We start from the raw sequence: 20,239 nt of genomic DNA, 5'->3' as shown, positions 1-20,239 counted from the left end.
ACGACCCTGGCGTACTTCCCCGACGCCAGGTTCGCACCATCGGGCAGGGACCGGGCTGCGCGGCTCCGCTGCATCTCCCGCTCCCGGAGGGGTATCGCCGTGTCTGACAACGATTCTCGATTTGGTCACATTCCGGTCATGCGCGACCGCTGCTATGAGTTGCTTGCTCCGGCACTGACCGTCAGCTCCGCTGACGGGTCGGGCGCCGTTCTGGTCGACGCCACGCTGGGTGCCGGTGGGCATACGGAATATTTCCTCACCATGTTGCCGGGCCTGACGGTTGTCGGCCTCGATCGCGACACCAATGCTCTTGATATCGCCCGGGCGCGACTGGCGCACTTCGGGTCGCGTTTCATCGGCGTGCATACCCGTTACGACGGCATGGCCGATGCTCTTGACGGGCTGGGTTACCGCGCAACGTCTTCGGTCGACGCGGTGCTTTTTGACCTGGGTGTGTCCTCCATGCAGCTCGATCAAGCCGAACGTGGATTCGCCTACTCCGTGGACGCCCCGCTCGACATGCGGATGAATGCGCAGGACGAGCTGACCGCCGCCGATATCCTGAACACCTATTCGGCGGTGGAGCTGTCGAGGGTGCTCAGCAGATACGGTGAGGAGCGCTTCGCGCGCCGAATCGCTGACGAGATCGTCCGGCGTCGGGACGCGGAACCCTTCACGCGCAGTGGGCAGTTGGTCGAATTGCTGTACGCGACCATCCCGGCGGCCACTCGTCGCACCGGCGGCCACCCGGCGAAACGGACCTTTCAGGCGCTCCGGATCGCGGTCAACGCCGAGCTGGAATCCCTTGCGGGGGCGATACCTACCGCGATGGCCGCGCTGCGCCCGGGCGGCCGCGTCGCGGTCATGGCGTACCAGTCGCTGGAAGACAAGATCGTCAAGGCGGAGTTCACCGCTGCCACCGCGTCTCGGTCGCCTATCGACCTACCGGTCGAATTGCCCAGTGATGCACCGGAGTTCAGGGCGATCACCCGTGGCGCGGAGCGCGCCGACGAAGCAGAAATAGAAGTCAATCCGCGCAGTGCACCAGTGCGGTTGCGGGCAGTCGAACGAGTTGGGGATAGGAGGAAGTCATGATCGGTGTGCGCAAGAATGTCGGCGAGGCGCCCAAGAAGACCAAGCCCGCCAAGCGTCGAACCGGGGCATCCAAGGCTGCCTCGGTGGGTCCCTCGGCACGTCCGCGACGTTCTGCTCCGCAGACCATGCCGATCCCGGTGCAGCGTCAGGCTCCGGAGAAGATCCGCCCCGCCGCCAGCACGCGACAGGCAAAGGCTCGGGCAAAGGCACGCAAGGCCAAGGCCCCCAAGGTCATCCGGATACCACTGCGTGAGCGAATTCTCACCCGCCTGTCCGAGGTGGACCTGCGACCGCATGTCTGGGTCACCAAAGTCCCCTTCGTCGTGTTGGTGATCGGCGCCCTCGGTGTCGGCCTGGCCATCACGCTGTGGTTGTCGACAGACGCCGCGGAACGCTCCTATCAGCTGGGTAGCCAGCGGCGCACCAACGAGGAGTTGCTGCAACGCAAGGAAGCCCTCGAACGCGATGTGTTGCGTGCGGAATCGGCGCCCGCGCTGGCCGATTCGGCGCGCGATCTCGGCATGATCCCGTCCCGCGATATCGCGCATCTGGTGCGTGACCCGCAGGGTAACTGGCTGCTGGTGGGCGCCCCCAAGCCCGCCGAAGGTGTTGCACCGGCACCCCTGAACTCCGTGATCCCGGATGACGCCGATGCCGTTCCGAAGGCCGGTAATTCGGTCGAGGTACCTGTGCAATTGCCTCCGGTACCGCCCCCGGTGGCTCTCGTACCGCATATGGCCCCGCCGGCGGCGGTTCCACCCGTGCCCGTAGTCGAAGCTCCCGTCGGGCAGGATCCCGCGGCCGTGCCGCCGGCGCCACCGGCACCCGTGCTCGAGGTTCCGCCCCCCGTGGCCGACGCGCCGCAAGCATCAAATATCACGAATTCTCCAGTAACCGGGGAACAATTCAATCCCGTGGCAACAACGAGTCCCCACCCGACGGCGTGAACCGGCAGGATCCGTCCCGGCCGGTCGGTGCCCGTCGCACTCGACGGCCCGCGGCTGCCATTTCACGGACGGCAGGATTCGCCTTTCGTCACCGCACGGGCAACATCGTCATCTTCGTGGTGTTGGCCATCGCGGCCATTCAGCTGTTCACTCTCCAAGGACCGCGCGCCGCGGGGCTGCGCGCGGAGGCTGCGGGGCAGCTGAAGGTCACCGACACCGAGAAGGCGCTGCGCGGCACCATCGTCGACCGCGCGGGCAACAAGCTGGCGTTCACCATCGAGGCCCGCGCTCTCACCTTCCAGCCCAAGAAGATTCGCGAACAACTCAACAAGGCCTGGGAGAAAAGCGAGCAGATCCTCAAGGACCCCGGTAAGAGCGATGCCGATAAGGCCAAGGCGGCGAAGACACGCGCCGTCGAACCCGAGCGGCGGCTGCAGGACATCGCAGCTGGAGTCTCGGCCAAGCTGGGTAACAAGCCTGACGCCAAGAGCCTGTTGAAGAAGATCCGCAGCGACGACACCTTCGCGTACCTCGCGCGTTCGGTCGATCCGGCCATCGCCACCGAGATCGTCAAGGAATTTCCGGAAGTGGGCGCCGAGCGGCAGGACATCCGCCAGTATCCCGGTGGCTCGCTGGCCGCCAATATCGTCGGCAGCATCGACTGGGAGGGTTACGGCCTTCTCGGCCTTGAGGATTCCCTCGACAGTTCGCTGGCAGGCAAGGACGGGTCCGTGACCTACGACCGCGGCTCCGACGGTGCGGTGATCCCCGGCAGCACCCGCGACCAGCACAATGCCGTCAACGGGTCCACGGTCGAGCTCACCCTGGACAACGACATTCAGTTCTACGTGCAGCAGCAGGTCCAGCAGGCGAGGGACTTGTCCGATGCGCGCAGCGTTTCCGCGGTCGTGCTCGATTCCAAGACCGGTGAGGTCCTGGCGATGGCCAACGACAACACCTTTGACCCGTCGCAGAACCTCGGAAAGCAGGGCAACCGTGAGATGGGCAATCTCTCGGTCTCCTCGCCGTTCGAGCCAGGATCGGTCAACAAGGTCATCACCGCTTCGGCTGTGATAGAGAATGATCTGTCCAATCCCGATGAGGTGCTGCAGGTTCCGGGCTCCATCAATATGGGTGGGGTGACCGTCCGGGACGCGTGGGCCCACGGGACGGTGCCATTCACCACCACCGGTGTCTTCGGAAAGTCTTCCAACGTCGGCACTCTCATGCTGGCCCAACGGGTGGGCCCGGAACGCTTCATGGATTTGGTGGACAAATTCGGGCTGGGCCAGCGCACCGGAGTCGGCCTTCCAGGTGAGAGCGCCGGTATCGTGCCGCCGATCGAGCAGTGGTCCGGCAGCACGTTCTCGAACCTGCCAATCGGCCAGGGCCTGTCGATGACGCTGCTACAGATGACAGGCATGTACCAGGCCATCGCCAACGACGGCGTGCGGATTCCGCCCCGCATCGTCAAGAGCATCACGGCACCCGATGGCACCCGAAAAGAGGAGCCACGCCCGGAGCCCGTGCAGGTGGTCAACGCGGGAACCGCGCGCACCGTCCGGAACATGCTGCGCGCGGTGCTGCAACCGGACGCGCGTCAGATTCAGAACGGCACGGGCGCGTCCGGCGCGGTCGACGGCTACCAACTCAGCGGCAAGACCGGCACTGCCCAGCAGATCAATCCCGCCTGTGGGTGCTACTTCGACGACGTCTACTGGATCACCTTCGCGGGAATCGCCACGACAGACGATCCCCGGTACGTCATCGGTATCGAGATGAATGCGCCGAAACGCGGCTCGGACGGCTCTGCGCACATGACGGCGGCGCCACTGTTCCACAACATCGCGTCCTGGTTGATGCGGCGCGAAAACGTGCCACTATCACCTGATCCCGGGCCACCACTGATCCTGCAGGCGACCTGAGCCCATCCTCATCCGATCGGGGTACGACGGCGCGCCCGGTAGTGTCGTTTGACGCCCGAGGGTATGGGCGGCAGAAATACGGCAGGAGGTGATCGCAGGTGGCGGCATCCGGAACCCACCGGTTCCTTCCCCGGACGCACCCGCACCCGGTCTCCGATCTGGCCTCACTGGTGTCGGCCGAGCTGCGCGGACAGAACCCCGCCACCGTCTCCGGAGTCACGCTCAGGGCGCAGGATGCTCGCGCGGGTGACCTCTTCGCCGCGCTGCCCGGCACCAGTACACATGGTGCGCAGTTCGCTTCGGAGGCCGTCGCCGCGGGTGCGACGGCCGTGCTCACGGATGCTGCCGGCGCGCGACTACTGGAGGATCAGGGCCCGGAGCTCTCGGATATCGCGGTATTGGTTCACCCCTTCCCGCGTTCGGTGCTGGGTGAACTCGCGGCGACCGTTTACGGAGAGCCCTCTCGCCATCTGCGGGTAGTCGGTGTCACCGGCACCTCCGGCAAGACCACGACCACCTACCTGGTCGAGGCGGGGCTGCGGGCCGCGGGTCGGCGGGTCGGTCTCATCGGCACCGTCGGTGTCCGGATCGATGGCGAGGACGTACCGAGCGCGCTGACCACCCCCGAGGCACCGGCGCTGCAGGAACTGCTGGCCGAAATGGTCCAGCGCGGGGTGGACACCGTGGTCATGGAGGTATCCAGCCACGCGTTGGCCCTCAATCGCGTGGACGGCACGCGCTTCGCGGTAGGGGCCTTCACCAACCTGTCGCGAGATCACCTGGATTTTCATCCCGACATGGAGGACTACTTCGCCACCAAGGCGCGGTTGTTCCAGCGCGATTCGCCTCAGCGAGCGCAGCGCTGTGTCATCTGTGTCGACGATGATGCCGGGCAGGCCATGGCCGCGCTGGCGCGCGAGGCGGGCCCCGGGGTCGTCACGGTGAGCTCGCGTGCCGGTGGTGCCGCGGACTGGACCTGTTCGGGTGTGGCGGTGGGTCACGACGGCGGTCAGCGGTTCGTCGCGAATGGTCCGGCGCACAGCATTGAACTCGCGATCGCCTTACCCGGTCACTACAATGTTGCCAATTGTCTTGTGGCCGTGGCTATTTTGGAGATGCTTGGCGTTTCCGCCGCGACTGCCGCGCCGGGGATCGCGCCCGCGGGCGTGCCGGGGCGCATGGAGGCGGTGGTCGCCGGTCAGCCATTTCTCGCCGTCGTCGACTATGCCCACAAGCCCGGCGCATTGCGTGCTGTGCTGGAAAGCCTGCGCGCCCACCGCGGCGGCCGCCTGGCGGTGGTGTTCGGTGCCGGCGGTAACCGCGATCGCGGTAAGCGCGCCGAGATGGGGGAGGTCGCCGGGGAGCTGGCCGATCTTGTGGTGGTCACCGACGACAATCCGCGAAATGAAGAACCGGCCGCGATCCGCGCCGAGATCATCTCCGGCACAGCTGGTTCGGATGCCGAGGTGATCGAAATCGGCGATCGGCGAGCCGCTATCGACTTCGCCACGCTATGGGCGCGCCCGGGGGATACCGTCCTGATCGCGGGCAAGGGGCATGAGAGCGGTCAGAAGACGGGCGATGTCACGGTGCCCTTCGACGACCGCGTGGAGCTGCGCTCCGCCCTAGAGGCACTTGGGAGTCTGGATGATTGAGATGACCGTCGCCGAGATCGCCGAGATCGTCGGTGGACGCCTCGACGGGATCAGTGCGCAGGAGGCTCGGCGGACGCGGGTCACCGGCACCGTCGAATTCGATTCGCGCCAGGTGGCGCCCGGTGGGCTGTTCCTCGCCCTACCGGGAGCCCGGGTCGACGGCCACGACCACGCCCAGGGTGCGGTCGAGGCCGGGGCCGTCGCGGTGCTGGCCGCCAGACCGGTCGGTGTGCCCGCCATCGTGGTGTCGCCGACCGGGGTAGCGCGGACCGAAGTTTCTGCGCTGGAACATGATTCAGATGGATCGGGTGCTGCGGTGCTGGCCGCGACGGCCGCGCTGGCAGCCGAGGTGGCCCGTCGGCTGGCGGCCCAGGGACTACGCATCGTCGGCGTGACCGGCTCGTCCGGAAAAACGTCGACGAAGGATCTCATCGCCGCGGTACTCAGCCCGCTGGGCGAGGTGGTGGCGCCTCCCGGATCCTTCAACAACGAGCTCGGTCATCCCTGGACCGTCCTGCGGGCGACGGAATCGACAAAGTTCCTGGTGCTGGAGCTTTCGGCCCGGCGTCCCGGCAATATCGCGGACCTGGCCGCCATCGCGCCGCCCTCGGTCGGTGTCGTGCTCAATGTCGGCACCGCTCATCTGGGTGAGTTCGGCTCGCGGCAGGCCATCGCCGACACCAAGGGTGAACTGCCGCAATCGCTTTCCGCTGACGGTGTGGCGGTGCTGAACGCCGATGATTCCGCGGTGGCCGCAATGGCCGCCAAGACCTCAGCCCGGGTGGTGCGCATCAGTGCGCATAATCCCGCCGATGTCTGGGCCAGCGAGGTGAGCGTCGACGACCTCGCCAGGGCCCGGTTCACCCTGCATGTCGGGCAGAGTTCCGCGCCGGTTCAGCTGGCGGTGCACGGTGAGCATCAGGTAGGCAACGCGCTGGCCGCGGCCGCGGTAGCGCTGGAATGCGGCGCCACCCTTGGGCAGGTCGCGGCCGCGCTCGCCGAGGCAGGCCCGGTCTCGCGCCGCCGCATGGAGGTCAGCACTCGACATGACGGAGTGACCGTCATCAACGACGCCTATAACGCCAACCCGGATTCGATGATGGCAGGGCTGAAGGCACTGGTCTCGATGGCCCGCCACGGAGCGCAGCCCCGTCGCAGCTGGGCGGTGCTGGGCGAGATGGCCGAGCTGGGCCCCGATGCGATATCCGAGCATGACCGCATCGGGCGGGCCGCCGTGCGATTAGATGTCAGTCGATTGGTAGTCGTCGGGACTGGGAGGTCACAGCGGGCAATGCATGCGGGTGCGGTGATGGAGGGGTCGTGGGGGTCCGAGGCGGTGCTGGTGGACGATCCTGCGGCGGCCGCCACACTGCTGGCCGACGAGCTGGCCGCGGGCGATGTGGTGCTGGTCAAGGCATCGCAGTCGGCCGGGCTCTGGGTCGTGGCCGATGAGCTGCTTGCGCGAAGAGGCGACAGTTCCGATGAGCTGCTTGCGCGAAGAGGCGACAGTTCCGATGAGCTGCTGAAGGTGGATGACGCATGAGGCAGATCATCATTGCCGCCGGGATCGCGATCCTGGTCTCGATCATGCTCACGCCGGTGCTCATCCGGGTGTTCTCGCGGCAGGGCTTCGGCCAGGAGATCCGGGACGACGGCCCGCAGCACCATCAGAAGAAGCGTGGCACTCCGTCCATGGGCGGCGTCGCGATCCTGGCCGGGATGTGGGCCGGATACTTCGGGTCGCACCTGGTGGGCATCGCGTTCGGGTCTGATGGCCCCTCGGCGACGGGCCTGCTGGTGCTGGCGCTGGCGACGATGCTCGGGGGAGTCGGGTTCATCGACGACTTCATCAAGATTCGCAAGGCGCGCAACCTCGGTCTGAACAAGACCTCCAAGACGGTCGGCCAGATCCTGTCCGCGCTCGTCTTCGGCGTGCTGGTGCTGCAGTTCCGCAACACCGACGGGTTGACCCCGGGCAGTCCGCAGCTCTCGTATGTCCGCGAGATCGCCACGGTCGCCATGCCCGCCGTGATCTTCGTGCTCTTCTGCGTGATCCTGGTGATGTCCTGGTCCAACGCCGTCAACTTCACCGATGGGCTCGATGGGCTGGCCGGTGGCTGTATGGCGATGGTGACGGGCGCCTATGTCATCGTCACCTTCTGGCAGTACCGCAACGCGTGCTCGACGCATCCGGGCATCGCCTGCTACAACGTGCGTGACCCGCTGGATCTCGCGGTGATCGCCGCGTCGACCGCGGGTGCCTGTATCGGGTTCCTGTGGTGGAACGCCGCGCCCGCCAAGATCTTCATGGGCGACACCGGGTCGCTGGCCCTGGGCGGCGTCATCGCCGGTCTGTCGGTGACCACCCGGACCGAGCTGCTGGCCGTGGTGCTGGGCGCGTTGTTCGTCGCCGAGATCGTGTCGGTGGTTCTGCAGATCGCCGCGTTCCGTACCACGGGCCGCCGGGTGTTTCGGATGGCGCCGTTCCATCATCATTTCGAGCTGATGGGCTGGGCGGAGACAACGGTGATCATTCGGTTCTGGCTGCTGACGGCCATCGCCTGCGGCCTGGGTCTGGCGCTGTTCTATGGCGAGTGGCTCGCCACGATCGGTGACTAGGCGATCATGACTGCTTCTGAAGTCACCGAATTGGTCGGCGGCGCAAGGGTCCTGGTCTGCGGTGCGCGGGTCACCGGCGATGCGGTGGTCACTGCACTGGCCGGGTTCGATGTGCGCATCACCGTCTGTGACGACAACGAGGATGCCCTGCGCCGTCATCGCGATGCGGGGCGTGGGGCGCTGACCACCGCCGAGGCGCAACGCGGCATGTCGGATCAGGACCTGGTGATCGTCAGTCCCGGGTTCGGTCCGTCCTCACCCGTTGTGCTGGCCGCGGTGCAGGCCGGGCTGCCCATCTGGGGTGATGTCGAATTGGCTTGGCGCCTGGATGCTTCCGGCCGGTATGGTCCGCCTAAGCGGTGGCTGGTGGTCACGGGAACCAACGGAAAGACCACCACCACGGCGATGGTCCACGACATGCTGACGGCGGCGGGCGGCACCAGTGCGCTCTGCGGGAACATCGGCGACCCGGTGCTCAATGTGCTGGAGCGCGATGTGGAGTTCCTGGCTGTGGAGTTGTCGAGTTTCCAGCTGCACTGGGCGCCTTCGGTGCGGCCGGCTGCCGGTGTGGTGCTCAACGTGGCCGAGGATCACCTCGACTGGCATGGGGGCATGGAGGGCTATACGCGGGACAAGGCCCGCGCGCTCGACGGTGAGGTTGCCGTCGTCGGTCTGGACGACGCGGTGGCCGGCGGGCTACTTTCCGGTGCCGCGGCGCCGGTCAAGGCAGGATTTCGCACCGGCGAGCCCGCACCGGGCGAGCTCGGGGCGCGGGACGGTTGGCTGGTTGATCGGGCTTTTGGCCCCGACGTGGCCCTGATCGAGGTATCGAAGCTTCCGGTGGCCGGCCCCATCGGTGTGCTCAATGCGCTGGCGGCCGCCGCGCTGGCCCGGGCCGTGGGCACGCCTGCGGCGGATATTGCCAGGGCGTTGGAGGCCTTCCAGGTGGGGCGGCATCGGGCCGAGCTGGTTGCCCATGTTGCCGACGTCGCCTATGTGGATGACTCAAAGGCCACCAATCCGCATGCCGCCGCGGCGTCCATCGCGGCGTATCCGCGGGTCATCTGGGTTGCCGGGGGGCTGCTCAAGGGCGCTGCCGTCGATGACCTGGTGCGCGATTCCGCTGACCGGCTAGGTGCGGTTGTGCTGATCGGCCGTGATCGGGGGCTGATTGCTGAGGCATTGGCGCGACACGCGCCGGATGTACCCGTAGTTGCGGTTGTGACGCGCGAGGATGCTGAGGTGCAAGAGGCAAATGTGGTTTATGTGACTGATGAGGCGGATGGGGGTGGCGTTGATTTGGGTACCCGAGTCATGGCCGCGGCCGTCCGGCACGCCAGCACATTGGCCCAGCCTGGCGACACCGTGCTACTGGCTCCGGCCGGCGCGTCCTTCGACCAATTCAGCGGGTACTCCGAGCGTGGCGATCGATTCGCCGCGGCGGTGCACGCACTTACCGGTTAGGTGACTGCCTCGTGTCAACCCTGACCGCTCCGTTCGCCAGGTTTTTCCGCTCCGCGAAGCGCGCAGAATCAAAGGCCTCCTCCAAGCCGGCCAAGAAGCCCGATGCCAAGACCGATGGGCTGATCGCGCGTACTCGTCTGGGCGCCTGGCTGAACCGGCCGATGACATCGTTTCACCTTGTCGTCGCGACGGCCGCGCTGCTCACCACACTCGGCCTCATCATGGTGTTGTCCGCGTCGGGCGTCGAGTCGTATTACGACGACGGATCCGCCTGGACGATCTTCGGCAAACAGGTGCTGTGGGTCTGCGTGGGCCTTGTCGGTTTCTATATCGCACTGCGCACCCCGGTATGGGTGATGCGTAAGTATTCGTTCCCGGTTTTCGTCGTCACGGTCGTGTTGATCACCCTGGTGCTCATTCCCGGAATCGGCACGTACTCCAACGGTTCTCGCGGTTGGTTCGTCTATGCCGGGCTATCCATGCAGCCCTCCGAGCTCACCAAGGTCGCGTTCGCGATCTGGGGCGCACACCTGCTGGCCACGCGCCGCATGGAGCAGGCGACCATGCGCGAAATGCTGGTCCCGCTGGTGCCCGCGGCGATGATCGCGTTGGTGCTGATCGTCATCCAGCCCGACCTCGGGCAGACGGTTTCGTTGAGCATCATCTTGCTGGCCCTGCTCTGGTACGCCGGCCTGCCGCTGAAGGTCTTCCTCAGCTCGGTGGTGGCCGCCGTGATGGCAGCGGCCATCCTCGCCGTGTCGGCCGGATATCGCTCCGACCGCGTGAAGGCGTGGCTTGACCCGTCCGCAGACCCGCAGGCGACGGGATATCAGTCCCGGCAAGCCCGGTTCGCGCTCGCGCAGGGCGGTTTCTTCGGCCAGGGCCTGGGACAGGGATCGGCCAAATGGCATTACCTGCCGAACGCCCACAACGACTTCATCTTCGCCATCATCGGCGAGGAACTCGGGTTCGTCGGATGCCTCGGCGTGCTCGCCTTGTTCGGCGTCTTCGCCTACACCGCCATGCGGATCGCCAAGCGCAGCGCCGATCCCTTCCTGCGCATGATCACCGCCACGGCTGGGTTGTGGATGATCGGACAGTCGTTCATCAACATCGGCTATGTCATCGGCCTGCTCCCGGTGACCGGTATTCAGCTACCGCTCATCTCTTCGGGCGGGACGGCGACGGCAACTGCGCTGTTCTTCATAGGTTTGATCGCCAACGCGGCCCGTCACGAACCGGAAGCGGTGGCAGCCCTACGTGCAGGTTCCGGTGACCGGATGAACCGGCTGCTACGGCTCCCGCTGCCGGAGCCCTATGTTCCGCCGAGGATCGACACCGCGCGCGACCGGCTTCGCGCCAAGTCGGGCGCACCGAACGCCGGGGCCGCCAAATCACAGTCCGAGCGCAAGCGGCAGTCGGAGTCCGTGGAGGGGCCCAAGCGCAAGCCGCGTGCACGTACCGATAGCGAAGCAGGGCATCATAGGCAGGTGCAGCAGGTGCGCCGGGGCTCCGCGACGCGTGCGAGTGGCAGGTCTCGTGACCAATCACGGACCGGGGGCTCACGCGCCCGAAGCTATCGATAGCTGCTGATATCTGATCGTTGCCAGACCGAAAGGATGCTCCCGGAGTGAGTGATGAACTTCGGCCGCTTTCGGTGGTGCTGGCCGGTGGTGGTACCGCGGGACACGTCGAGCCGGCCATGGCGGTCGCCGATGCGCTGCGTGAGATCGATCCGTCGGTGCGGATCACCGCGCTGGGCACCGAGCGCGGCCTGGAGACGCGACTGGTTCCGGCCCGCGGGTACGACCTGGAGCTGATTGTCCCGGTGCCGCTGCCCCGGCGCCTCACGGGCGACCTGGTGAAGCTGCCGTTGCGGGTGCGCCGGGCGGTCCGGCAGACGCGGGCGGTGTTCGACAGTGTCCAGGCCGACGTGGTGATCGGTTTCGGCGGCTATGTGGCCCTGCCTGCCTATTTGGCAGCTCGCCGCGGCCCGATGCGCCGACCCCGCGTTCCGGTTGTCATTCATGAGGCTAACGCCCGCGCAGGCCTTGCCAATCGGGTCGGGGCGCGCCGCGCGCAGCGGGTGTTGTCGGCGGTGTCCGACTCCGGTCTGCGCCACGCAGAGGTGGTGGGTGTTCCGGTTCGAGGGTCGATCACGTCATTGGATCGGGCCGCGCTGCGGCGCGAGGCACGTGCTCATTACGGTTTTGACGACAACGCCCTGGTGCTCTTGGTGTTCGGTGGTTCGCAGGGGGCCGTCTCCCTGAACAATGCCGTCTCGGCTGCAGCCAATGACCTTGCTGCTGCCGGTGTTTCGGTGTTGCACGCGCATGGCCCCAAGAACACCGTCGAGCTGCCCGAGCGTGCGCCCGGCGCCCCCAAGTATGTGGCGCTGCCGTACCTGGATCGCATGGACCTGGCGTATGCCGCGGCAGACATCGCGGTGTGCCGATCCGGTGCGATGACCGTCGCCGAGGTCTCGGCGGTGGGACTGCCCGCCATCTATGTGCCGCTGCCCATCGGCAATGGCGAACAGCGGCTCAATGCGCTTCCGGTTGTCGAGGCCGGTGGCGGTGTCATCGTCGCGGATCGCGACCTCACTCCGGAGACATTGGCGCATATGGTGATTGAGATAGCCTCCGATTCGGCCAAGCTTGCCGATATGACGTCGGCCGCGGCACTGTCCGGGCACCCGGAAGCGGCACGACAGGTGGCCCAGGTGGCGCTCGAGGTCGCTCGTGCGGGGCGGTCCCATGGGCGAGGTGCGCGGCGATGACCGTCGGTCCACTCCCAGAGCACCTGCGTCGCGTGCACATGGTGGGCATCGGTGGTGCCGGAATGTCCGGTATCGCCCGGATTCTGCTGGATAGGGGAGCGCTGGTATCCGGCTCCGATGCCAAGGAGTCTCGCGCGGTGCTGGCCTTGCGTGCCCGCGGCGCCGTCGTCAACGTGGGCCATGACGGTGACGCGCTGGATCTGCTGCCGGGTGGTCCGACGGTGGTCGTCACCACTCATGCCGCCATTCCCAAGACGAATCCTGAATTGGTGGAAGCGAATCGGCGTGGGATACCGGTCCTGCTACGACCCGTGGTGCTCGCGGACCTGATGGCCGGATACCGCACCCTGATGGTGACCGGGACGCATGGCAAAACCAGCACCACCTCCATGCTCATTGTGGCGCTGCAGCATTGCGGTTACGACCCGTCCTTTGCCGTCGGCGGTGAGCTCAACGAAGCCGGCACCAATGCCCACCACGGCAGCGGCGATGTGTTCGTGGCCGAGGCGGATGAGAGCGATGGCTCCCTGCTGCAGTACCGGCCCAACCTGATCATCGTCACCAATATCGAGGCCGATCATCTGGATCACTTCGGAAGTGTCGAGGCCTACACCGCGGTGTTCGACCAGTTCGCCGAAACCCTTGGTTCCGATGGGGTTCTGGTGGTGTGTCTGGACGACCCGGGCTCCGCGGCGCTGGCGCGCCGTGCGCATGAGCGCGGTATCCGGGTGCGGGGCTATGGCAGCGTCGACCAGGCTGAGGCGGGCGATGTCCCGGTGTCCGGGCGGCTGAGGGATTGGCAGTTCAAGGACACCGGAGCCACCGCGCAGATCCAGCTGGCGGGGGAGAATGCCCCACGCACCATGCGATTGTCGGTGCCGGGCCGGCACATGGCGCTGAACGCGCTGGCCGCCGTGGTGGCGGCCGCCGAGATCGGGGCATCCGTGGACGATGTGCTCGACGGGCTGGCCGGCTTCGAGGGTGTGCGCCGCCGGTTCGAACTGGTCGGTTCGGTGGAATCGGTGCGGGTATTCGATGACTACGCGCACCATCCGACCGAGGTTCGCACGGTGCTACAAGCGGTTTCCGGAATCGTGGCGCAGCAGGGTCACGGTCGCTCGGTGGTGGTGTTCCAGCCGCATTTGTACTCGCGCACAGCAGCTTTCGCGAGGGAGTTCGCCGAGGCATTGAGTATCGCAGATCTGGTGTTCGTGCTTGACGTCTACGGGGCGCGGGAAGCGCCCCTTCCGGGTGTCACCGGCGCGTTGATCGTCGAGCAGATATCCGGGGTGCCGGTGCATTACCTGCCCGATCTATCGACGGTGGCCCAACAGGTCGCTGCGGCCACCGCGCCCGGCGATCTGGTGGTCACCATGGGCGCAGGCGATGTCACGTTGCAGGGCAAGGAAATTGTGCGCGCGTTGCGCGCGCGTGCCAATGACTGGCCGCCGCCGGGGAACGGTCGATGAGCGATCCCGACCACACCGCAGAGGGTGCGGACGAGGAGGCGGCGGTACCGGCCGATGGCGACGAGGCCACCGAGCCCGGCGATACCGACAAGCCCGGCGAGGACGAGTCCGCCGAGGGGCCACGGATGCGGGCCAGGCGCGAGCGGGCCGAACGCCGGGACGCGCAACGGCGCGCGATCGCACTGGAGCAGGCCCGGCGCGAGGCGAAGGCCGCGGCCAAGGGCAAATATGTCGATCAGGGCAAGGGCGACGGTCGCGGGAAAGTGCAGGGTCTGCACACCCTGCTGCTGGCGCTGCTTCTCACCCTGATCACGGTGGGCCTGGGGGCGATCCTGTACTTCACGCCGCTGATGTCGGTCCGCCAGACGGTGGTGACGGGCACCGGGGTCATCACCCAGCAAGACGTTCTCGGTGCGCTGAACATCGCGCAGGGAACTCGGTTGTTGCAGATCGACACCGCCGCGGCCGCGGACCGGGTGGCCAGCATTCGGCGGGTGGCCAGCGCCCGGGTGCAATGCGAGTACCCGTCCACGCTGCGCGTGACGATCGTCGAGCGGGTTCCGATCGCGGCATGGACCGGCGCCGACGGCACGCACCTCATCGACCGCGACGGGGTGGATTTCGCCAACGAGCCCCCGCCGCCGGGTATCCCGGCACTGGACGTGGTGGCTCCGGGGCCGCAGGACCCGACGACCAAGGCGGCGCTGCAAGTGCTCATCTCCTTGGCGCCCGATCTGGCACGGCAAGTCGCCAAGGTCGCGGCGCCGTCGGTGTCGTCGATCACGCTCACCCTTGACGATGGACGCACCATCGTGTGGGGGACCACCGAGCGCACCGCGGAGAAGGCCGAGAAGCTGGGGGCGCTGCTGACCCAGCCTGGCCGCACCTATGACGTGTCCAGCCCTGACCTGCCCACGGTCAAGTAGGCGGCCCTTCGGCGCGAGCATGCCGATATGTGCCCATTTCGTTCGGAATTCGGCACATTCGAGCATGCTCGCCGCGCGGGACTCATGAAATAGCCAAGGAAATTCGTCATGCGCTCTCGGCGCGCCTGCGGCATGACAACCTTGACGCCCCCTACCGTTCTGTTTCAGCGGGACAACCTGACATAACTCTAAGCCTGAGGTAGAGGTTGAGAGTTTGCAGAGAGCCCCAGAATTGACAGATCTCGGCAGCAACCAGGGAGGAAGGCGACCATGACGCCTCCACACAACTACCTCGCGGTGATCAAGGTCGTCGGCATCGGTGGCGGCGGCGTGAACGCCGTCAACCGCATGATCGAACACGGCCTCAAGGGGGTCGAGTTCATCGCGATCAACACCGACGCGCAGGCGCTGTTGATGAGCGATGCCGACGTCAAGCTCGACGTCGGCCGCGATTCCACGCGCGGTCTGGGTGCCGGTGCCGACCCCGACGTGGGCCGCAAGGCTGCCGAGGACGCCAAGGATGAGATCGAGGAGCTGCTCAAGGGCGCCGACATGGTCTTCGTCACGGCGGGCGAGGGCGGTGGCACCGGTACCGGTGGTGCACCCGTGGTCGCCAGCATCGCCCGCAAGCTGGGCGCGCTGACGATCGGTGTGGTCACCCGGCCGTTCTCCTTCGAGGGTAAGCGCCGCAGCGGCCAGGCCGAGAATGGAATCGGCTCGCTGCGCGAGAGCTGCGACACCCTCATCGTCATTCCCAACGACCGTCTGCTGCAGATGGGCGACGCCGCGGTATCGCTCATGGACGCCTTCCGCAGCGCCGACGAGGTGCTGCTCAACGGAGTCCAGGGCATCACCGACCTGATCACCACCCCGGGTCTGATCAACGTCGACTTCGCCGACGTCAAGAGCGTCATGTCCGGGGCCGGTAGTGCCCTGATGGGTATCGGCTCGTCGCGCGGCGACGGTCGTGCGCTCAAGGCTGCCGAGACTGCGATCAATTCGCCGCTGCTGGAGGCCTCGATGGAAGGCGCTCAGGGCGTGCTGATGTCGATTGCCGGTGGCAGCGACCTGGGTCTGTTCGAAATCAACGAGGCGGCGTCGCTGGTGCAGGAGTCGGCGCACCCCGAGGCCAACATCATCTTCGGTACCGTGATCGACGATTCCCTCGGCGACGAGGTGCGGGTCACCGTGATCGCCGCCGGCTTCGACGCCGGTGGACCCAGCCGCAAGCCGATCAGCGGCACGGCGGCGCCCGGCACTGTCGCCCCCGGCAAGGCCGGCGAGGTCAACGGCTCGCGCGCCAACGGAACCAGCATCTTCGACACCATCGATGCGCAGAGCTTGCCCAGGGACACCAACGGGTCCACGGTGACGCTCGGCGGCGGCGACGAGGATGATGTCGATGTGCCACCCTTCATGCGTCGGTAGCGGACGAACTACGCTCTGACGTATGGGTTTTCGAGTTCGGCGCGTTACCACCACCCGCCGTGGCGGGGTGTCGCGCGCGCCGTTTGACAGCTTCAATCTCGGCGATCACGTCGGCGATGCCCCGGATGCGGTGGCAGCCAACCGATCACGGCTCGCCGGCGCCATCGGGGTACCCGACGATCACCTCATCTGGATGCAGCAGGTCCACGGCGACCACGTGCACCGGGTGGAGGGACCCGGGACGTCGGTCATTCCGGAGACCGACGCGTTGATGACCACCGAGCCGGGTATCGCGCTGGCGGTACTCAGCGCCGACTGTGTCCCGGTGCTCTTTGCCGATGCCGCCGCGGGAATCGTGGCCGGCGCCCATGCCGGACGAGTGGGCGCCCAGCTCGGTATCGTGCCGCGCACCATCGACGCGATGGTGGAGGCCGGAGCACAGGTGGGCCGCATATCGGTCTTTCTCGGGCCGGCCGTGAGTGGTCGTCACTACGAGGTGCCCGTCGATATGGCCGCCGAGGTGGAGCAGACCTTGCCCGGCAGCCGCACCACGACAGCGGCCGGAACTCCTGGCCTGGATTTGCGTGCCGGAATCGCCCGGCAGCTTTCCGGATTGGGCGTGACCGCGATCGATATCGACCCGCGGTGCACGGCGGAGGACCCCGATCTGTTCAGTTATCGCCGGGAGCCGCGTACCGGCCGACTGGCTTCGGTGATCTGGCTCAGCTGATGACACGCGCCGAAGAATTGAGTGCGGCACTGTCCTCGGTGCGGGATCGCGTCGAGCGCGCCGCGCAGGCGGCTGGCCGCGACCCGGAAGAGATCCAATTGCTGCCCGTCACCAAGTTTTTCCCTGCCAGAGACGTCGAGGAGCTGTACCGATTGGGTTGCCGCGCTTTCGGCGAATCCCGAGATCAGGAGGCCGCGGCGAAGGTCACGGAGGTTGGCCACTCGGATATTGAGTGGCACATGGTAGGCAGTCTCCAGCGTAACAAGGCGAAATCGGTTGCCCACTGGGCGTATTCGGTGCATTCGGTGGACAACTCACGGCTGGTATCGGCGTTGGACACCGCACGTGGGGCGGGGGAGAAGCGCGAGCCGCTGCAGGTGTACCTCCAGATCAGCCTCGACGGTGATACCGAACGCGGTGGTGTGGATGTCGCCGACGCCGCCGGGGTGGATGAGCTATGTACGCAGGTGGTCGCCAGCGAGCATCTGGAGCTTGCCGGACTGATGGCCCTGCCGCCTCGAGAGGCCGATCCCGACCAGGCCTTTCGTCGGCTCCAGCAAGAACATGAACGCGTCCAGCAGCGTTATCCGCAGGCGAGTCGCTTATCGGCGGGAATGTCCAACGACCTGGAGACCGCCATTAAATATGGGTCCACTTGTGTGCGTGTCGGAACGGCGTTGATGGGGCAACGACCGCTAACGTCACGGTAGATCGTCACTCCAGTCACATTTGCAACACAGCTGTAGAGACCGAGCGAACAATTGAACTCCATTTAGCCCACGCACGGAAGGTCACGCGATGAGCACGCTGCACAAGGTCAAGGCCTACTTCGGCATGGCTCCAATGGACGACTACGACGACGAGTACTACGACGATGTCGACGCTCCCGCGCCCCGCCGCGCGTCCGCCGAGGACCGTCGGTACCCGCGTCGTGGCGAGCGGTTCGCCGACGATGCCGAATACGGCTACGACGAGCCCGGCTACCGCCCGGCTGGTCCGGCGGGCTACGCCGAGGAAGACCGCTTTGCCGCCCGCCATCCGGCACCGCGCGAATTCGATCGTCCGGCACCGCGTTTGGGCTCGCTACGGGGTAGCGCTCCCACCCGCGGCGCGCTGGCCATGGATCCGCGCCGCGCCGCCATCTTCGAAGAGGGAAGCCCATTGTCGAAGATCACCACGCTGCGCCCCAAGGATTACAGCGAGGCCCGCACCATCGGTGAGCGTTTCCGCGACGGCACCCCGGTGATCATGGACCTGGTGTCGATGGACAACGCCGACGCCAAGCGAGTCGTGGACTTCGCGGCGGGGCTCGCGTTCGCGCTGCGCGGCTCCTTCGACAAGGTCGCCACGAAGGTGTTCCTGCTGTCGCCGTCCGATATCGACGTCAGCGCCGAGGAGCGCCGCCGGATCGCCGAGAGCGGCTTCTACTCCTACCAGTAAAGAGCTTTGGCCGAGTGCGAGCCTGGCGCGGAATTCGATACCAATTCCCGCGCCAGGCTCGCACTCGTCGTTAGTGGCACGCCTTGGTGGGCCGCGGATCGTGTGGATCGTCGGGATCAGGGTCGCCGAACCATCGTGATGGCTCCTGCGTGCCATATTCGTCGTGCCAGGCCCACCATTCGTATGCGGGGGACTGCGGGTAGCCCTCCGGCGAGTCCTCCCATGTCTCCTGGCGCCCCAGTGCGGTCATGTCGAGGAAGGTCCAGGTGTTGTTGAAGGCCTCGTCGCCCCGGTTGTTGATGAAGTAGGTGCGGTACACGCGGTCACCGTTTCGGATGAACGCGTTGTGGCCGTGCCAGTTGTGCACGCCGAGGTCCCGGTCGAAACTGCTCTCGGGAACCATGGTGTACCAAGGGATCTGCCATCCCATCCGGCTCTTGATGCGCTCCAGGTCGGCCTGGGACCCACGCGAGACGTACACCAGTGTGGTGTCGCGTGCGTTCAGATGAGCCAAGTTGCCGATGTGGTCGGCCATCAGCGAGCAGCCGATACATCCGTGGGTGGGCCAGTCGCCGGTGCCCGGGTCGACGAAGGCGCGATACACGATGAGTTGCCGCCTGCCCTGAAACAGATCGAGCAGGCTCATCGGGCCCTCGGGTCCCTCGAACCGATACGAGGCGTCAACCTCCGTCCAGGGCATGCGCCGGCGTTTGGCGGCCAGCGCGTCGCGGGCCCTGGTGAAGGCCTTCTCCTCGACGAGCATCTCCTGGTGTGCGGTGTCCCATTCCCGCGCCGACACGATCGCGGGTGTCCTCATCACTGGCTCCATCGTTTCCTCCTATCTATTCGGCCTTCTCGATGTTGTGCAGGCTCTCGGCGATCTGCTTGATCCGTGCCAGTCGTCGATCCCATGCCGCGCCCACCGCGGTGAGCTGCCCGGCGATGCGTGCGACCTGTTCGGCGTTGGCGCGATACTGCTTCTCCCGCCCATTGGTGGTGGCGTGGACCAGACCGGCCTTGTCGAGGACGGAGAGGTGTTTGGTCACGGCCTGGCGAGTGACCGGCAGACGGTCGCTCAATGTGGTGGCGGTGGCCATACCGTCGGTCAGGATGAGATCGAAGACCCGCCGCCGGGTTGGGTCGCCGACCGCGGCCCACAGGTCGTCGTCGATGACTGCCGTCATGACCGGCCTGCCAGTGCGGCCACACACGGTGTGAGGCGGGGTAGGTGCCGTGCCCAGCCCTCCTCGTGCGCCTCGTACTGCTCGATGACCTCGGCCTCGGTGTGGTTCTGGTCCCGGAAACCGACCTCGGTCATCCGCACCAGCGTGCCGGTGCCCGATGGTGTGAGGACAAATGTCACCAACAGCGAATTTTCAGGGTTCGCGGTATCTCCCTCCGGATAACACCAACGGAACGAGAATCGCCGCGGCGGATCCACGTCGACGAGCGTGAGCCCGAAGACGTGGATCTGTCCGGGTTCGTCGCCGTGGAAGGAGATCTCACCGTTCGCGCCGGGAGCCAGGGCGAACTCGGCGTCGTCGGGCCACCATTGCTTCATATGTTCTGGACGGCTGATGACGGAGAAGACGACCTCTGGGTCCGCCTCGATATGAAGCTCCCGTTCGATTCGTTCGTATGACATGTCTCTCCCTATTTGCAACGATCGGTTGCGTTTCACGTTAACGCCTGTTCCCCTTATGTGCAACCATTAGTTGCGCATAAGGAGGCCGCGTCGCTTGGTCCAGGGGATTCGTTGTGC

At 66.4% G+C, this 20,239-nt stretch carries 18 protein-coding genes; 15 read left to right on the top strand and 3 right to left on the bottom strand.

The window, feature by feature from the left end; all coding sequences use genetic code 11:
- Positions 1 to 99 precede the first annotated feature (99 nt).
- The 15 genes from rsmH to B4393_RS16345 all read left to right on the top strand — a co-directional run bounded on the left by rsmH (position 100) and on the right by B4393_RS16345 (position 18,477).
- A complete protein-coding gene (gene rsmH, locus B4393_RS16415; RefSeq protein WP_078334990.1) occupies positions 100 to 1,095 on the top strand; it encodes a 16S rRNA (cytosine(1402)-N(4))-methyltransferase RsmH in 996 nt (331 codons plus the stop codon).
- On the top strand, positions 1,092 to 2,042 hold the full coding sequence (locus B4393_RS16410; protein WP_078334989.1) for a cell division protein FtsL: 951 nt from the start codon (positions 1,092 to 1,094) through the stop codon (positions 2,040 to 2,042). Before rsmH ends, B4393_RS16410 begins: the two co-directional genes overlap by 4 nt.
- On the top strand, positions 2,039 to 3,967 hold the full coding sequence (locus B4393_RS16405; RefSeq protein WP_109558549.1) for a peptidoglycan D,D-transpeptidase FtsI family protein: 1,929 nt from the start codon (positions 2,039 to 2,041) through the stop codon (positions 3,965 to 3,967). The genes B4393_RS16410 and B4393_RS16405 overlap by 4 nt, the downstream gene beginning before the upstream one ends.
- 98 nt (positions 3,968 to 4,065) lie before the next feature.
- On the top strand, positions 4,066 to 5,622 hold the full coding sequence (locus tag B4393_RS16400) for a UDP-N-acetylmuramoyl-L-alanyl-D-glutamate--2,6-diaminopimelate ligase (protein ID WP_078334988.1): 1,557 nt from the start codon (positions 4,066 to 4,068) through the stop codon (positions 5,620 to 5,622).
- Positions 5,615 to 7,165, top strand: coding sequence for a UDP-N-acetylmuramoyl-tripeptide--D-alanyl-D-alanine ligase (locus B4393_RS16395; RefSeq protein ID WP_078334987.1), 1,551 nt, complete (start codon positions 5,615 to 5,617; stop codon positions 7,163 to 7,165). The genes B4393_RS16400 and B4393_RS16395 overlap by 8 nt, the downstream gene beginning before the upstream one ends.
- On the top strand, positions 7,162 to 8,241 hold the full coding sequence (gene mraY, locus B4393_RS16390) for a phospho-N-acetylmuramoyl-pentapeptide-transferase (protein WP_070935042.1): 1,080 nt from the start codon (positions 7,162 to 7,164) through the stop codon (positions 8,239 to 8,241). The genes B4393_RS16395 and mraY overlap by 4 nt, the downstream gene beginning before the upstream one ends.
- A gap of 6 nt (positions 8,242 to 8,247) precedes the next feature.
- Positions 8,248 to 9,705, top strand: coding sequence for a UDP-N-acetylmuramoyl-L-alanine--D-glutamate ligase (gene murD, locus B4393_RS16385; RefSeq protein ID WP_078334986.1), 1,458 nt, complete (start codon positions 8,248 to 8,250; stop codon positions 9,703 to 9,705).
- Between the two features lie 11 nt (positions 9,706 to 9,716).
- On the top strand, positions 9,717 to 11,291 hold the full coding sequence (gene ftsW, locus B4393_RS16380; RefSeq protein ID WP_078334985.1) for a putative lipid II flippase FtsW: 1,575 nt from the start codon (positions 9,717 to 9,719) through the stop codon (positions 11,289 to 11,291).
- A 44-nt stretch (positions 11,292 to 11,335) separates the two neighbouring features.
- On the top strand, positions 11,336 to 12,484 hold the full coding sequence (gene murG / locus B4393_RS16375) for an undecaprenyldiphospho-muramoylpentapeptide beta-N-acetylglucosaminyltransferase (RefSeq protein ID WP_109558550.1): 1,149 nt from the start codon (positions 11,336 to 11,338) through the stop codon (positions 12,482 to 12,484).
- A complete protein-coding gene (gene murC / locus B4393_RS16370; protein ID WP_078334984.1) occupies positions 12,481 to 13,953 on the top strand; it encodes a UDP-N-acetylmuramate--L-alanine ligase in 1,473 nt (490 codons plus the stop codon). Before murG ends, murC begins: the two co-directional genes overlap by 4 nt.
- The gene (locus B4393_RS16365; RefSeq protein WP_078334983.1) at positions 13,950 to 14,879 is read left to right on the top strand and encodes a cell division protein FtsQ/DivIB; all 930 of its coding nucleotides are present in this window, start codon (positions 13,950 to 13,952) and stop codon (positions 14,877 to 14,879) included. The genes murC and B4393_RS16365 overlap by 4 nt, the downstream gene beginning before the upstream one ends.
- A gap of 270 nt (positions 14,880 to 15,149) precedes the next feature.
- On the top strand, positions 15,150 to 16,307 hold the full coding sequence (ftsZ, locus tag B4393_RS16360) for a cell division protein FtsZ (RefSeq protein WP_070935032.1): 1,158 nt from the start codon (positions 15,150 to 15,152) through the stop codon (positions 16,305 to 16,307).
- 22 nt (positions 16,308 to 16,329) lie between these two features.
- The gene (gene pgeF, locus B4393_RS16355; protein WP_078334982.1) at positions 16,330 to 17,037 is read left to right on the top strand and encodes a peptidoglycan editing factor PgeF; all 708 of its coding nucleotides are present in this window, start codon (positions 16,330 to 16,332) and stop codon (positions 17,035 to 17,037) included.
- Positions 17,037 to 17,747 (top strand): YggS family pyridoxal phosphate-dependent enzyme, encoded by a 711-nt coding sequence (locus B4393_RS16350; RefSeq protein ID WP_078334981.1) that lies wholly within the window; start codon positions 17,037 to 17,039, stop codon positions 17,745 to 17,747. The genes pgeF and B4393_RS16350 overlap by 1 nt, the downstream gene beginning before the upstream one ends.
- Positions 17,748 to 17,835: 88 nt before the next feature.
- Complete coding sequence (locus B4393_RS16345; protein WP_070935026.1) at positions 17,836 to 18,477, top strand: cell division protein SepF; 642 nt, start codon at positions 17,836 to 17,838, stop codon at positions 18,475 to 18,477.
- Between the two features lie 70 nt (positions 18,478 to 18,547).
- Here B4393_RS16345 and B4393_RS16340 read toward each other — a convergent pair whose 3' ends face one another.
- From B4393_RS16340 to B4393_RS16330, 3 genes are read right to left on the bottom strand one after another with little or no spacing between them, the layout of a single operon-like run.
- Positions 18,548 to 19,294: a DUF899 domain-containing protein gene (locus B4393_RS16340; protein WP_078335123.1), complete on the bottom strand. Its 747-nt coding sequence runs from the start codon at positions 19,292 to 19,294 to the stop codon at positions 18,548 to 18,550.
- A 25-nt stretch (positions 19,295 to 19,319) separates the two neighbouring features.
- A complete protein-coding gene (locus tag B4393_RS16335) occupies positions 19,320 to 19,661 on the bottom strand; it encodes an ArsR/SmtB family transcription factor (RefSeq protein WP_078334980.1) in 342 nt (113 codons plus the stop codon).
- Complete coding sequence (locus tag B4393_RS16330; RefSeq protein ID WP_078334979.1) at positions 19,658 to 20,122, bottom strand: SRPBCC family protein; 465 nt, start codon at positions 20,120 to 20,122, stop codon at positions 19,658 to 19,660. The genes B4393_RS16335 and B4393_RS16330 overlap by 4 nt, the downstream gene beginning before the upstream one ends.
- Positions 20,123 to 20,239: the final 117 nt, after the last annotated feature.

It is taken from the genome of Mycobacteroides franklinii, from assembly GCF_002013895.1.
Lineage (GTDB): Bacteria > Actinomycetota > Actinomycetes > Mycobacteriales > Mycobacteriaceae > Mycobacterium > Mycobacterium franklinii.
Note: the sequence above shows the minus strand (reverse complement) of the source record. Positions and strands in the feature narration are given on the sequence as shown.

Coding starts and splice junctions, on each gene's coding strand:
- B4393_RS16410 (WP_078334989.1), top strand. CDS start 1,092: ATGATCGGTGTGCGCAAGAATGTCGGCGAGGCGCCCAAGAAGACCAAG.
- B4393_RS16395 (WP_078334987.1), top strand. CDS start 5,615: ATGATTGAGATGACCGTCGCCGAGATCGCCGAGATCGTCGGTGGACGC.
- mraY (WP_070935042.1), top strand. CDS start 7,162: ATGAGGCAGATCATCATTGCCGCCGGGATCGCGATCCTGGTCTCGATC.
- murD (WP_078334986.1), top strand. CDS start 8,248: ATGACTGCTTCTGAAGTCACCGAATTGGTCGGCGGCGCAAGGGTCCTG.
- murC (WP_078334984.1), top strand. CDS start 12,481: ATGACCGTCGGTCCACTCCCAGAGCACCTGCGTCGCGTGCACATGGTG.
- B4393_RS16365 (WP_078334983.1), top strand. CDS start 13,950: ATGAGCGATCCCGACCACACCGCAGAGGGTGCGGACGAGGAGGCGGCG.
- ftsZ (WP_070935032.1), top strand. CDS start 15,150: ATGACGCCTCCACACAACTACCTCGCGGTGATCAAGGTCGTCGGCATC.
- pgeF (WP_078334982.1), top strand. CDS start 16,330: ATGGGTTTTCGAGTTCGGCGCGTTACCACCACCCGCCGTGGCGGGGTG.
- B4393_RS16350 (WP_078334981.1), top strand. CDS start 17,037: ATGACACGCGCCGAAGAATTGAGTGCGGCACTGTCCTCGGTGCGGGAT.
- B4393_RS16345 (WP_070935026.1), top strand. CDS start 17,836: ATGAGCACGCTGCACAAGGTCAAGGCCTACTTCGGCATGGCTCCAATG.
- B4393_RS16340 (WP_078335123.1), bottom strand. CDS start 19,294: ATGAGGACACCCGCGATCGTGTCGGCGCGGGAATGGGACACCGCACAC.
- B4393_RS16335 (WP_078334980.1), bottom strand. CDS start 19,661: ATGACGGCAGTCATCGACGACGACCTGTGGGCCGCGGTCGGCGACCCA.
- B4393_RS16330 (WP_078334979.1), bottom strand. CDS start 20,122: ATGTCATACGAACGAATCGAACGGGAGCTTCATATCGAGGCGGACCCA.